This is a genomic window from Acuticoccus yangtzensis (genome assembly GCF_001927245.1).
Lineage (GTDB): Bacteria > Pseudomonadota > Alphaproteobacteria > Rhizobiales > Amorphaceae > Acuticoccus > Acuticoccus yangtzensis.
The window spans coordinates 57,605-70,458 of record NZ_MJUX01000011.1; the positions used below are offsets into that span (position 1 = coordinate 57,605).

Here is a 12,854-nt window from a genome sequence, read left to right on the forward strand (position 1 = left end):
CCGCCGTCAGTTCGCCTGCGTGTCGCCGTAGGCGGTGCCCCAGCCCCAGGCGCCGGAGCCGAAGCCGCGGGCCACCACGCGCTCGCGGTAGATGTCGGCGACATCGTCACCGTCGCCGGCCAGCAGCGCCTTGGTGGAGCACATCTCCGCGCACAGCGGCAGCTTGCCCTCGGCGATGCGGTTGCGGCCATATTTCGCGAACTCGGCGACGGAGTTGTTCTCCTCCGGCCCGCCCGAGCAGAAGGTGCACTTGTCCATCTTTCCGCGGGAGCCGAAGTTGCCGGCCTGCGGATACTGCGGCGCGCCGAACGGGCAGGCATAGAAGCAGTAGCCGCAGCCGATGCACAGGTCCTTGGAGTGCAGCACGATGCCATCGGCGGTCTGGTAGAAGCAGTCCGTCGGGCAGACCGCCATGCAGGGCGCGTCCGAGCAGTGCATGCAGGCGACCGAGATCGACCGCTCGCCCGCCACGCCGTCGTTGATCGTCACGACGCGGCGGCGGTTGATGCCCCACGGCACCTCGTGCTCGTTCTTACAGGCGGTGACGCAGGCGTTGCACTCGATGCAGCGTTCGGAGTCACACAGGAATTTAGCGCGTGCCATCTCGGTTTCCCCTTACGCCGCCCAGATCTTGCAGAGCGTTGCTTTGGTTTCTTGCATCATCGTGACGCTGTCGTAGCCGTAGGTCTGTGCCGTGTTGGTGGATTCACCCAGCACATAGGGGTCGGCCCCCGCAGGATACTTCGAGCGCAGGTCCTCGCCCTGGTAGTAGCCGCCGAAGTGGAAGGGCATGAAGGCAACGCCCTCGCCCACCCGCTCGGTGACCATCGCCTTGACGCGGATCTTGCCGCCTTCCGGCCCTTCGACCCAGACCATCCCGCCGTCGCGCACGCCGGCATTGTTCGCCTCGCGCGGGTTCAGCTCGATGAACATCTCCTGCTGCAGCTCGGCCAGCCACGGGTTGGAGCGGGTCTCGTCGCCGCCGCCCTCGTATTCGACCAGGCGGCCGGAGGTGAGGATGATCGGATAGTCGGACGAGAAGTCCTTCTCCTGGATCGAGGCGTAGAGCGTCGGAACGCGCCAGAACTTCTTGTCGGCGTAGGTCGGATAATCGGCAACGAGGTCGCGGCGGGAGGAGTAGAGCGGCTCGCGGTGCAGCGGAACCGGGTCCGGGAAGGTCCACACCACGGCGCGCGCCTTGGCGTTGCCGTAGGGGGCGCAGCCGTGGGCGATCGCCACGCGCTGAATGCCGCCCGAGAGGTCGGTCTTCCAATTCACGCCGCCGACCTTCTCGTTGTAGTCGGACGGGCGGTCGCCCTGGAATTCCACCTCGCCCACCTCGTGGACGTTGGTTTCCGGCCGCGCCTCGGCATAGCCGGACACGTACTCGATCATGCCGCGCTCGTAGGCGTTGAGGTCCTTGTCCCAGCCGAGCTCGATGAGCATCGCCATAGTGAACTCGGGATAGCCGTCCGTCAGCTCGGAATCCTTGGTGTAGGACCCCTCGGCGAGGAGGTTCTCGCCGTTGCGCTCCACGCCGTAGCGCGCACGGAAGGGCAGACCGCCCTCGGCCACGCTGAGCGAGGTGTCGTAGAGGTTGGCCGAACCCGGATGCTTCATCTCGGGCGTTCCCCAGCACGGCCAGGGCATGCCGTAAAAGTCACCATCGCACGGGCCGCCGACTGCGCGCAGCGTGGTGCGGTCGAAGGTCTGCTGGTTCTCCATGTGGAGCTTCATGCGCTCGGGCGACTGGCCGGTATAGCCGATCGTCCACATGCCGCGGTTGAACTCGCGGGTGAGGTCTTCAATCAGAGGCTCGTCGCCGTTCACCTCGATGTTGCGGAACATGCGGTCGGAGAAGCCGAACTTGTCCGCGAAGAGCTTCATGATCGTGTGGTCGGGAAGGCTCTCGAACAGCGGCTCCACCACCTTCTCGCGCCACTGGAGCGAGCGGTTGGACGCGGTCACCGAGCCGTAGGTCTCGAACTGCGTCGCGGCCGGGAGCAGATAGACCCCGTCGGTGCGGTCGTGCAGGATCGCCGACACGGTCGGATAGGGGTCGATGACGACGAGAAGGTCGAGCTTCTCCATCGCCTCTTTGATGTCCGGCATGCGGGTCTGCGAGTTGGAGGCGTGCCCCCAGAAGACCATGGCGCGGGTATTGTCCGGCTGGTCGATGTTCTCTTTGGCTTCCAGGACGCCATCGAACCAGCGGCTGACGGTGATGCCGGTTTCGTTGATCATCATGCGATCGGCACCGTCCTTGCCGGCGCCGGGCATGACCGCGAAGCGGCTGCGCAGCCAATCGAGGTCTTCTTCCCAAACGCGCGCCCAGTGGGCCCAGGATCCGTCGGTCAGGCCGTAGTAGCCGGGCAGCGTGTCGGCGAGGACGCCGAGATCGGTCGCGCCCTGCACGTTGTCGTGGCCGCGGAAGATGTTAGTGCCGCCGCCGGTCACGCCCATGTTGCCAAGCGCGAGCTGGAGGACGCAGTAGGCGCGGGTGTTGTTGTTGCCGTTGGTGTGCTGCGTGCCGCCCATGCACCAGATGAGCGTGCCGGGCTTGTGGGTCGCCAGCGTCTCGGCGACGCGCTTCAGCTGCGTGCCGGGCACCCCGGTGACCCGCTCGGTCTCTTCGGGCGTCCACTTGGCGACTTCGTCACGGATCTGGTCCATGCCCCAGACGCGCTGGCGGATGAACTCCTTGTCTTCCCACTCGTTGTCGAAGATGTGCCACAGGATGCCCCAGACGAGGGCGACATCCGACCCCGGACGGAAGCGCACATATTCGTCGGCATGGGCGGCGGTGCGGGTGAAGCGCGGGTCGCAGACGATGAGCGGTGCGCCGTTCTCCTTGCCCTTCAGGACGTGCATCATCGACACGGGGTGCGCCTCGGCAGGGTTACCGCCGATGATGAAGATCGCCTTCGACTTGTGAATGTCGTTGTAGGAGTTCGTCATCGCGCCATAGCCCCACGTATTCGCGACGCCCGCGACGGTGGTGGAGTGGCAGATGCGCGCCTGATGATCGATGTTGTTCGTGCCCCAATAGGCGGCGAACTTGCGCATCAGGTAGGCTTGCTCGTTGGAATGCTTGGCCGAGCCGAGCCAGTAGACCGAGTCCGGCCCCGACTCTTCACGGATCTTCAGCATCTGGTCGCCGATCTCGTTGATCGCGTCGCCCCAGGAGATCCGCTGCCAGGTGCCGCCGACCATCTTCATCGGGTACTTCAGGCGGCGTTCGCCGTGGGCGTGCTCGCGGACCGAGGCGCCCTTGGCGCAGTGGGAGCCGAGGTTGAACGGCGAATCCCAACCCGGCTCCTGGCCGGTCCACACGCCTTCCTGCACCTCGGCGATGACCGTGCAGCCGACCGAGCAGTGGGTGCAGACGGACTTCTTGATGGTGGTCGGTGCGGCGGGGTCGATGATCGTTTCGGCGGCCTTCGCCGTCCGCCCCGGCTTCAACGCACTGAAAGCGGCGAGCCCACCGACGGCGAGCCCGGACCCGCGCAAGAAGGTGCGGCGGTCGACCGTGTGACGTGCAGCGGCCGAAAAGATCGCACCGCCGCGGGGGGCGCGCGGCGCCCCGTTGGATGTCTTCCTCAGCATCTCAATCCCCCTCGCGCCGCTGGCGCCCGCTTCTTTCTGCCAGACCTGTCATGCGGCGTCCGGCGGGCCGCTCAATTGATGGACGGCCGGTCAGAACCGGGCCGAATCCAGGTATTTCTTGACGTGGTCGGTCTTGCGCAGACCGGTCGTCTCAGGCGCCTCGGCCGCCTCGGCGGGGGCAACGGCACCGACCGCGGTCGCGGCCGCCGCCATCGGCGCGCCGAGCCCGACGAGCTTCAGAGCGTCGCGCCGGGTAGCACCGCTGCCGGCCGCGCGGGCCTTGTTCGTGACGGTGGTCATTGCGTGGTCCTCCCCGCTGTCATTGTTCCGGACGAAGCCGACGCCATGCGGAAGGCTTCGATTTCGATGTCCATGAAGGCGCGCCCCAGCGTCCCGATGGGAGCGTAGAGGCGCGAGCCCGCGGCCCCCTCGAGGTCGGCGAAGAAGTGGCCGGCCCAGGTGGCGATGTGGGTGTTGAAGAAGGCGTCCTGGTCGGCGACCGACAGGGCGGACGCATAATCGCCGCGGATCAACCCGGCCATCATCTCGCACAGGCTCGCGATGTGGTCCTCGGGGTCCTTGGTCTCCGCCGCGCGGGCGATGCCGAGCTGGCGCATGTGGCCACGCAGCACGGCGAGCGGCTTCTCGTTCAGGAATCCGGTCAGATAATAGCTGGCGAACGGGACCAATTCACCGCGCCCGAGGCCAATGAAGAGGGCATCATATTCGCGGGAAGCCTCGCCCGGCGTGGTCTCCGCCGCGACCCGCGCAAGGGCGGTCACCGCCTTGCCGATCGCCGAATCGTCACCGCTCAAGCCTTTCAGACCGGCGAGGGTATCGCGATCCGGCGCGCGGGACAGGAGAGTCGCGAGAAGGGTGTAAACATCGGCCCGCACGAGATCCTCAGCGGGGACGGCGGTGCGTCCCTGCGGCTGCGCCTGTCGGCGCGCAATGTCGGAAACGTGCTCCTCAACCATTTTTGAGAATTCTTTTACTTAGGCACCTGACTTGGAATAAGTCCTAGTCGCGATCCAAGGCCGTGGCAAGATCGTGGCACGGGGCCGCCGCCCTGCCCCACAGAGGAGACCGCGCGGCAGAGTGCGGATCAGCCACCCGTGGAAAATCGCATCCGCCGGGGCCGCGCGACGGGACCGGCGGGCGCCTCGTCGCTCTCCGCCACGGGGTCGGCGGACGATGATACCGCGCTCTTCAGTGAAAAATCGGCCTCTTTTTCAGTGCGTTGACTTCCAATTTGGTCGATCAAGCCGGGTTTAGGGAGCGATGGAGCAACGGGCGCATCCGGCCCGGTAGCAAGCGCCGCGGCAGCGTGGTCCGGCTGGCCGGCCGGGCGGCATTCCATCCGACCATCGTCGCATTCCTGCGACACCGCGCCACTCTGCGGGCCCGCGGCCGTGACGGTGTCCGACGCCCCCGCCGCGCCTTGCATTGCGGCCGTCTCCTCGCTGGGCCGCGCGTCCGGCTCGCCGCCTGCACCATGTTGCGCGTCGCCCTCCGCCTCCCCCGTCAGCTTGCGGAATCCGCGGCCGATCGCATAGGCGGTCTTCACCGCGGCCCCCTCCACGGCGGCGACGCTATAGTCGTCATCGTAGTCGTTCAGCCCGTCCAGGTTGGCGAAGACGGGGTTGCTGCGCCAGAGCGCGCGCATGGCCCGGCGGCGCAGGAATTTGGGCACCGCAGGATCCATGAAGCGCTTCAGGTCGCCGCCGGGGCCGACGGTGTCGGGATCCGGCAGATCGAGCCGCTCCAGCAGCTCCGTCTCGGTCTCCTCACCCTCCGCGGTCTCAGCCTCCCCCCTCTCGATCGCCGAGGGCGCGGCCTCAATCTCGACCGGCGCGCCTGCAACCGGCGTCTGGGCTGTGGCAGGCCCGGGCGCCGTGTCCGCCTCCAGGCCGCGCTTGCGCCGCGACCAGCGTTCCAGAACGCTGCTCATTCACCCTCTCCGGGCTCTCGCTCGCCATCCCGCACGGGCAGCGCCCTGTCGCCCTGGCGCCGCGTCTTCTGCTCGGCCGGGGCGCGGTAGACGTCGGCCATCTGGCGGATCCTGCTGTCGCCGATGCCGTCCTCGACCCGGTCGACCCGCACCTTGTCGCGCCGGCGCTTCACGAACGGCTCCTCGACGAAATGCGTGGTCACGAACCCTTCCACGAAGGCATGAAGGCCGTCAGGCATGGCCACCGGCTCCACCTCGTCTTCGCCGCTGTCGGCAAAATCCTGCGCCTCGTAGGCGGAGGCGGTGACGCGGAAAAGGGTAGGCCTGTCGCCCGGCTGCGGCCCCCTTCGGGCGATCACGAAGACGGCCGGCGGCGTCATCGCCAGCGACACGGCATAGCCTTCCGCGTCGGCGCGGTGGAGCTCCAGCGTAGCGGTCGCTGCATGAAATTCGGCTGTGCCGTCGGCCTCTTCGCGCAGAGGGCGCCAATCGGCAGCAGCAGCGCCGGGAATGAGAGCGACCGCGCGGTAGGACCACTTGGCCCAGCGCGTGGCGCCCGGCGCACGGCGCACCACGATGCCGACCGGAAGGCTCACCCGGCGCGGTGCCGACGCCTCGTCCTGAACGGCACCGTCACCCGCCCGCTCCGCACCTGCCGCCTCCTCACTCACGCCTCTGGCCTCCAGACCTACATTGTTCCAAGCTAGAAATAGACATTAGAGGATGCCAAAGAAACCAGTCCGTCCGCTCGCCCGTGCGGACCTCATCATTGTCGGTCCGCGCGGCTGCCCGGTGCGGACCACCCTCTCAGTTCGTCCGCGGCCCGCGGATCCTGGCGTTTGGAGTCGAAGATGCCCGTCGATCAGCTGCTTTTGTGTACCTGTGCGGCGAGCCAATCGGTCGACGCGGCGAGCGCCGGTGCGGCCGCAGGCGCGGGTGCGACCACCGTCTGCTCGCGCCTGTGTACCGCCGAAATCGGCGTGGCCGAGGCCGCGCTGGGCGCTGGAACGACCTTGATTGCATGCGGCCAACAGGCGCAGCAGTTCGCCGATCTCGCCGAAAGCCTGGGCGCGGCGGACCGGCTGACCACGACCGACATCCGCGACCGCGCGGGATGGACCGGCGGCAGCGTCACCCCCGGCGAGGCGCATGCCAAACAGGCCGCGCTGCTGGCCGCTGCGATGCGCCCCGCACCCGCCGCCCCGGCCGTCACCGTGCAGTCGGAGGGCGTGTGCCTCGTCATCGGCGGCGCGGCGGCGCTGGACGCCGCGGCCCAACTCGCGGACACCCTCGCCGTCACCGCGATCCTCACCGAGCGGCCCGATGGTCTCACCCCCGCCGAAACCTTCGACATCGCCGCCGGGCGCGTCGCCCGCCTGTCCGGCACCCTCGGCCGGTTCGAGGTGGTGGTGGATGGCTACGCCCCCGCCGACCCGGCCGGACGCGGCGAACTCGCCTTCGCCGCCCCCGTGAACGGCGCACGGTCCGCGTGCGACATCGTCGTCGACCTCACCGGCGGCCCCGCCTTCGTCACCGCGCCGCACAAGCGCGACGGCTACGTGAAGGCGGACCCCAAATCGCCCGCCGACGTCGCCCGCGCGGTGCGCGAGGCCGCGGACCTGATCGGCACCTTCGAGAAGCCGCTCTACGTGCGCTTCGACGCCAGCCTGTGCGCCCACTCGCGCGCCGGACAGCCCGGCTGCTCGCGCTGCCTCGACCTTTGCCCCACCGGCGCCATCACCCCCGCCGGAGACACTGTGGCGATCGACCCGATGATCTGCGCCGGCTGCGGCGCCTGCTCGGCCGTCTGCCCGACCGGCGCCGCGTCCTACGACGCACCGCCCCCGACCGCGCTGTTCGCCGAACTCTCCACGCTGGCCTCCGCCTACCGCAAGGCCGGTGGCACCGCCCCGCGCGTCCTCTTCCACGACGAGACCTTCGGCGCGGAGATGATCGCCCTCTCCGCCCGCTTCGGACGCGGCCTTCCCGCCGACGTCATCCCCGTCGCGGTGGCCAACGTGGAGCTCGTCGGCCACGCCGAGATCATGGCCGCGCTCGGCACAGGTTTCGCGGCGGCGTTCATCCTGGAAGGGCCGCGGACCGACGGCGAGAGCGTCGCGCGCGAGGTCGCCTTCGCCGCGGCGATCCTGGCCGGAACCGGCGCGGCCGATGCCGTCACCCGCATCACCGCCATCGCCCCGGCCGAGCCGGACGCTTTGGAAGAGGCGCTGTGGCGGGACGCACCCGCCCCCTTCGCCGCCTCGCCGATCCTGCCGCTGGGCGGCCGGCGTGAGGTCACCCGCCTCGCCGCAACGGCGCTGTCGGGCGGAGCCGTCCCCGCGCCGATCCCGCTGCCGGAGCGCGCCCCCTACGGCGCCGTCGTGCTGGACACCGACGCGTGCACCCTGTGCCTCGCTTGCGTGTCGCTCTGCCCGTCCGGCGCGCTGGCGGACAACCCGGACCGGCCGCAGGTGCGCTTCCAGGAGGCGGCGTGCGTGCAGTGCGGCATCTGCGAGGCAGCCTGCCCGGAGGACGCCATCACCCTCGCCCCGCAGCTCGACCTTGCCCCCGCCGCCCTCTCCCACCGCGTCCTCAACGAGGAGGAGCCGTTCGAGTGCATCTCCTGCGGCAAGCCCTTCGGCGTGCGCTCCACCATCGAGCGGATCGTGGAGAAGCTGGCGGGCAAGCACTGGATGTACACCCAGTCCGACAATGTGCGGCTGATCCAGATGTGCGATGACTGCCGCATCAATGCGCAGTATCACGCGCAGACGTCGCCGCTCAGGATGGGCGAGAGGCCGCGCGTGCGCACTACGGCCGACGACATCGCCGACAAGAGCAAGCTGAACTGACACGACCCGCAACGGGAGAGACCGATGACCGACACCACCCCCGACGCCTTCAACATGAGCCTGCGCAAGTTCCTCAAGACCGTCGGCGTGACGTCGCAGCGGGAGATCGAAGAGGCGGTGCGGGCGGCGCGCGAGAATGGCACCCTGCCCGCCGGCCCGGTGACCGCCAAGGTGACGCTGACCGTGGAGGGGCTCGGCCTCGACCACACGGTGAGCGGAACCATCGACGTGCCGACCGCCGACTGAACCGGCCTCTTGACCCACGGAAACGTCCGACATGATTGACGAGGCCGCCGTCCGCGAGGCCCTCTCCACCGTGATCGATCCCGGCAGCGGGGTCGACATCATCACCGCCGACCAGGTGAAGGCGCTGACCATCCGCGGCAGCACGGTCAGCTTCATTCTGGAAGTCGACGCCGCGCGGGGCGCCGCGATGGAGCCGCTGCGCGCCGCCGCCGAGCGTGCCGCCGCCGCCCTCCCCGGCGTCACCGGTGTCAGCGCGATCATGACGGCCCACGTCGTCGAAGGCGCGCCGCGCACGATGCCGCGCGCCGATCGCCCGGCCCCGCCCGCGCCTCACGCTCACGGGCACAGTCACAGTCACAGTCACGGCCACGCGCACCCGCCTGCGAAACCCGCCGCGCCCGCGAAACCGAAGAACCCGGCCGGGGTGAAGCGCGTCATCGCCGTCGCGTCCGGCAAGGGCGGGGTGGGCAAATCCACCGTGGCCGCCAACCTCGCCGTGGCGCTGGCGGCACGCGGCCAGAAGGTCGGCCTGCTCGACGCCGACGTCTACGGCCCCAGCCAACCGCGCATGCTGGGCGTCTCCGGCCGCCCCTCCAGCCCGGACGGGCGCATCATCCTGCCCCACCGCAACCATGGCGTGACGCTGATGTCGCTCGGCCTGATGGTGGGCGAGGACGAGGCCATCGTCTGGCGCGGCCCGATGCTGATGGGCGCCCTGCAGCAGATGCTGGGCCAAGTCCAATGGGGCCGGCTGGACGTCCTCATCGTCGACCTGCCGCCCGGCACCGGCGACGTGCAGATGACGCTGTGCCAGAACGCCGACGTCGCAGGCGCGGTGGTGGTCTCCACCCCGCAGGACATCGCCCTGATCGACGCGCGCAAGGGCATCGACATGTTCAACCGCATGGGGACGCCCATCCTCGGCATCGTCGAGAACATGTCGGCCTTCGTGTGCGACGGGTGCGGCAAGGTGCACCATCCGTTCGGCCACGGCGGGGCGCGGGCGGAGGCCGAGAAGCTCGGCGTTCCCTTCCTGGGCGAGATCCCGCTGGACCTTGCCATCCGCGTCGCCGGCGACGGTGGCGCGCCGATCGTCGTCCTGAAGCCGGAGAGCCCGGAGGCCGCCGCCTTTTTCGCCATCGCCGACGCGCTGATCGCCGCCGACGTCCCGGCATGAGGGCCGCGGCCTTGATGAGAATCGCGGCCTCGATCACACCGCCCGGCAGCGCGGCGTCCCCTCGCGGCATCGTCCCCCGCCGCGCGGCCGCCCGCGCTGTTGTCCGCCGCGCGGGTGCGCGCCCGTTGGTCCTGGGCCGCCGGGTTCTGGCCGACTCGGCCCCCGGCCCTATCCCGCCGCGGCCGACGAGGCGGGCGTGATGGACGCCGCCGCCCCCCTCTTCCCGCCGCTCATCACTGGCGCCCAGGTCGACATCGACCCGTTCGCCGCCGCCGTCGACCTTGCCCGCGAGGGAACGCCCGGCGGCACGCTCACCTTCCGCGACAAGGACGGCACATTGTCAGCGGCGATCGTGCTGACCCCGGAACTCCCGCTACGCCAAGCGATGGGCGTCGTTCTGGCGCTGCAGGTCGCGGTGGTGGACGCGCTGGGCGCCTCCGGTCCGCCGGAACTGGCGGTCGAGGTCCACTGGCCGGATCGCATGACACTGAACGGAGCGGGCGGCCCTGTGTGGCGCTTCGCCGCCAGCACGACCGATCCCGACGATGAACCGCTCTGGCTGATCGGCGCGGTGGACCTCCCGTGCGCCCCCGTCAGCGACAACCCCGGCGACACGCCCGGCCGCACCACCCTGGCCGACGAGGGCTATTGGCCGATCGACACCACGGCGCTCCTGGAAAGCCTGTCGCGGCACATGCTGGTGTGGATCAACCGCTTCGTGGACGAGGGCCTTGCCCCCGTCGCCGCCACATGGTGCGCCAAGTGCCCGGACATCGGCGGCCCCATCACCGCGCCTGTCGCTGGCCGCATGCTGGGCCTCGACGAGACCGGCGGCCTCCTCGTCAGCCGTGACGGACGCACCGAGGCGCTGCCGCTCACCCGTGCTCTCACCCCGCCCGACGCGCTTCGATGAGGCCCCGATGAAATACCTCGCCCGTATCATCCGCCTGGACGAGAGCGACCTCAACGTGTTCGAGCACCCGGCCGAACCCGGCGAATGGGCGATCTCCGGCGCCTTCGCCTTCTCCAACTGGAGCGAGGCCGACCTCACCGGCAAACGCCGCCAGGCCTTCGCCCACGGCTGGCTGAGCCTCGAGAGTTTCGGCCGCGCCTCCGTCGTCGCGGTGGCCCCGGTGACCGACCTCGAATGGGAGACGCTGGCCGCCGCACTCGCCGACCACTTCGTCGCTCACTACGGCGCGCCCGGCCGCGCGGCGGCGATGCCCGTGGCGCTGGAGGAACTCGGCCACGCCGAGGCGCTGTGCAGCGACTACGAGCCGAACACGCTGCTTCTTGTCGAGCGCACCTTGGAGGAGGTCGGCGTGCGCGAGCGGTTCCGCGCGGTCAAACCCGTGGCGGCGCCGCTCGAGAGCTTCGCCGTCCACGGCGAGTAGGCGCGCCCGCGTCGGGCCCCGCTTCCCTCGCGGCGCAGGGAGGCGTACCACCTGCGGCCGAACGGCAAGACGGAAGGACGCGGCGTGAACGAAGGGACGATCCTGATCGTCGGCGCGGGACAGGGCGGCTACCAGGCCGCGGCCAGCCTGCGCCAGGAGGGCTTTGACGGCGCCATCACCCTCGTCGGCGACGAGCCGGGCCTGCCCTATCAGCGCCCGCCCCTCTCCAAAGCCTACATGAAGAGCGGCGACGCTGAAGAGCTGGAGCTGCGCCCCCGCGCATTCTACGACGAGAACCGCATCACGCTGCGGGCCTCGACCCGCGTCGCCGCCATCGACCGCGTGGCACGGCAAGTGACGACCGAGGCGGGCGAGGCGATCGCCTACGACCACCTCATCCTGGCGACGGGGACGCGCAATCTGCGCCCGCCCATCGGCGGCCTGGAACACACGGTGGACTTGCGCACGCTCGCCCACGCGGCGGAGCTGCGGCAGAGGCTGGCCCGGCCGCGGCGCATCGCGGTGATCGGCGGCGGCTTCATCGGCCTGGAGTTCGCCGCCGTGGCGCGCGCGGCGGGGCACGAGGTGACGGTGGCCGAGGCCGCGCCGCGCCTGATGAGCCGCGTCCTGTCGCCGGACATGTCGCACCGCTTTCGGGAGATGCACGAGGCGATGGGAACGGGGATCAGCCTCGGCACCGCGGTGCGGCAGGTGATGCCGGAGGGGATCATCCTGGCGAGCGGGGCGACGGTGCCCGCCGACCTGATCCTGCTGGCGACCGGCGTCAGGCCCAACGTGGAGCTGGCCGAGGCCGCCGGGCTCGCCGTCTCCAACGGCATTCTGGTGGACGCGCAGCTTGCCACCGCCGATCCGGCGATCTCCGCGCTCGGCGACTGCGCGGTGTTCCCGGACCCGCGCACCGGGCGCCCGGTGCGGCTGGAAAGCGTGCAGGCGGCGGTGGACCATGCGCGCGCCATCGCCAAGCGGCTGGTGAAGGGCGTTGCCGACCCCTACGCGGCGGTTCCCTGGTTCTGGTCCGATCAAGCGGACTGGAAGCTGCAGATCGCCGGACTGGCGACGCCGGACGACGCCGCCGTCGTGCGCGAGGACGGCGCGGTGCTGCGGTTCGACGGCGACACGCTGACGGCGGTCGAAACCATCAACGACGCGCGCACCCACATGCAGGCCCGCCGCCTGATGGCCGGCGAGACCCCGCTGACCCGCCCCGCTCTGGAGGCGGAGGGCTGGGACCTCGGCGCACTGATGAAGGCGCGCCGCTGATCCCCTCGGGCCGCCGCATCGCGAGATTGACCCGAGGGTTTGCGGATCGTGCCGACGCCGTCCGTCCTCGTCCGGGGCTTACGCGGAACGGGACGACCCATCGCGGCGCGGCGCGCTCGCCTCGGCATCATCGGCGAAGACCGGCCGCACCGCCGCCAGGAGCCGCGCCGAACTCGATTGCCATGATGAAAGTCAGCGGCGGATGATCGCCCGGAGTCCGCTTATTTCGGTATAAGTTTGCAAAGGTTTGGGGCAAATAAGACTCGCCGACGCCGCGGCAACCCGGCCGATCAGCCTGGGTTATGCAACCCATTGAAACTTTCGCGCGCGCTGTAAACGCGCTACCA

General features: G+C 69.9%; 12 protein-coding genes. 6 read left to right on the forward strand and 6 right to left on the reverse strand.

The annotated features are described in order from the left end of the window. Positions 1-6: 6 nt before the first annotated feature. The 6 genes from fdh3B to BIX52_RS20275 all read right to left on the reverse strand — a co-directional run bounded on the left by fdh3B (position 7) and on the right by BIX52_RS20275 (position 6,228). Complete coding sequence (gene fdh3B / locus BIX52_RS20250; RefSeq protein WP_075222932.1) at positions 7-603, reverse strand: formate dehydrogenase FDH3 subunit beta; 597 nt, start codon at positions 601-603, stop codon at positions 7-9. Between the two features lie 12 nt (positions 604-615). Continuing rightward, positions 616-3,606 (reverse strand): formate dehydrogenase subunit alpha, encoded by a 2,991-nt coding sequence (locus BIX52_RS20255; protein ID WP_075222933.1) that lies wholly within the window; start codon positions 3,604-3,606, stop codon positions 616-618. Between the two features lie 90 nt (positions 3,607-3,696). Then, positions 3,697-3,906, reverse strand: a complete 210-nt coding sequence (locus tag BIX52_RS20260) for a hypothetical protein (protein WP_075222934.1) — start codon at positions 3,904-3,906, stop codon at positions 3,697-3,699. Next, positions 3,903-4,502: a TorD/DmsD family molecular chaperone gene (locus BIX52_RS20265; RefSeq protein ID WP_245803248.1), complete on the reverse strand. Its 600-nt coding sequence runs from the start codon at positions 4,500-4,502 to the stop codon at positions 3,903-3,905. The genes BIX52_RS20260 and BIX52_RS20265 overlap by 4 nt, the downstream gene beginning before the upstream one ends. Positions 4,503-4,711: 209 nt before the next feature. Next, on the reverse strand, positions 4,712-5,557 hold the full coding sequence (locus BIX52_RS20270) for a DUF3306 domain-containing protein (RefSeq protein ID WP_075222936.1): 846 nt from the start codon (positions 5,555-5,557) through the stop codon (positions 4,712-4,714). Beyond that, a complete protein-coding gene (locus tag BIX52_RS20275; RefSeq protein ID WP_245803249.1) occupies positions 5,554-6,228 on the reverse strand; it encodes a DUF3305 domain-containing protein in 675 nt (224 codons plus the stop codon). The genes BIX52_RS20270 and BIX52_RS20275 overlap by 4 nt, the downstream gene beginning before the upstream one ends. 180 nt (positions 6,229-6,408) lie before the next feature. On the opposite strand from BIX52_RS20275, the gene BIX52_RS20280 reads away from it, so the two are divergent. The 6 genes from BIX52_RS20280 (at position 6,409) to BIX52_RS20305 (ending at position 12,507) form a co-directional block, all read left to right on the forward strand. Then, positions 6,409-8,409 (forward strand): 4Fe-4S binding protein, encoded by a 2,001-nt coding sequence (locus BIX52_RS20280; RefSeq protein WP_075222990.1) that lies wholly within the window; start codon positions 6,409-6,411, stop codon positions 8,407-8,409. Positions 8,410-8,433: 24 nt separating this feature from the next. Further along, positions 8,434-8,655, forward strand: coding sequence for a DUF6494 family protein (locus BIX52_RS20285; protein WP_075222937.1), 222 nt, complete (start codon positions 8,434-8,436; stop codon positions 8,653-8,655). A gap of 31 nt (positions 8,656-8,686) precedes the next feature. Beyond that, positions 8,687-9,832: an Mrp/NBP35 family ATP-binding protein gene (locus BIX52_RS20290; RefSeq protein WP_075222938.1), complete on the forward strand. Its 1,146-nt coding sequence runs from the start codon at positions 8,687-8,689 to the stop codon at positions 9,830-9,832. Between the two features lie 199 nt (positions 9,833-10,031). Then, on the forward strand, positions 10,032-10,745 hold the full coding sequence (locus tag BIX52_RS20295; RefSeq protein ID WP_075222939.1) for a biotin/lipoate--protein ligase family protein: 714 nt from the start codon (positions 10,032-10,034) through the stop codon (positions 10,743-10,745). A 7-nt stretch (positions 10,746-10,752) separates the two neighbouring features. Continuing rightward, positions 10,753-11,226, forward strand: coding sequence for a DUF6505 family protein (locus tag BIX52_RS20300; RefSeq protein WP_075222940.1), 474 nt, complete (start codon positions 10,753-10,755; stop codon positions 11,224-11,226). 84 nt (positions 11,227-11,310) lie between these two features. After that, on the forward strand, positions 11,311-12,507 hold the full coding sequence (locus tag BIX52_RS20305; protein ID WP_075222941.1) for an NAD(P)/FAD-dependent oxidoreductase: 1,197 nt from the start codon (positions 11,311-11,313) through the stop codon (positions 12,505-12,507). Positions 12,508-12,854 lie beyond the last annotated feature (347 nt).

What these genes read in the sequence shown, in the direction of transcription:
- fdh3B (WP_075222932.1), bottom strand. Translation starts at nt 603, where the DNA reads ATGGCACGCGCTAAATTCCTGTGTGACTCCGAACGCTGCATCGAGTGC.
- BIX52_RS20290 (WP_075222938.1), top strand. Translation starts at nt 8,687, where the DNA reads ATGATTGACGAGGCCGCCGTCCGCGAGGCCCTCTCCACCGTGATCGAT.
- BIX52_RS20270 (WP_075222936.1), bottom strand. Translation starts at nt 5,557, where the DNA reads ATGAGCAGCGTTCTGGAACGCTGGTCGCGGCGCAAGCGCGGCCTGGAG.
- BIX52_RS20260 (WP_075222934.1), bottom strand. Translation starts at nt 3,906, where the DNA reads ATGACCACCGTCACGAACAAGGCCCGCGCGGCCGGCAGCGGTGCTACC.
- BIX52_RS20300 (WP_075222940.1), top strand. Translation starts at nt 10,753, where the DNA reads ATGAAATACCTCGCCCGTATCATCCGCCTGGACGAGAGCGACCTCAAC.
- BIX52_RS20255 (WP_075222933.1), bottom strand. Translation starts at nt 3,606, where the DNA reads ATGCTGAGGAAGACATCCAACGGGGCGCCGCGCGCCCCCCGCGGCGGT.
- BIX52_RS20285 (WP_075222937.1), top strand. Translation starts at nt 8,434, where the DNA reads ATGACCGACACCACCCCCGACGCCTTCAACATGAGCCTGCGCAAGTTC.
- BIX52_RS20295 (WP_075222939.1), top strand. Translation starts at nt 10,032, where the DNA reads ATGGACGCCGCCGCCCCCCTCTTCCCGCCGCTCATCACTGGCGCCCAG.
- BIX52_RS20280 (WP_075222990.1), top strand. Translation starts at nt 6,409, where the DNA reads ATGCCCGTCGATCAGCTGCTTTTGTGTACCTGTGCGGCGAGCCAATCG.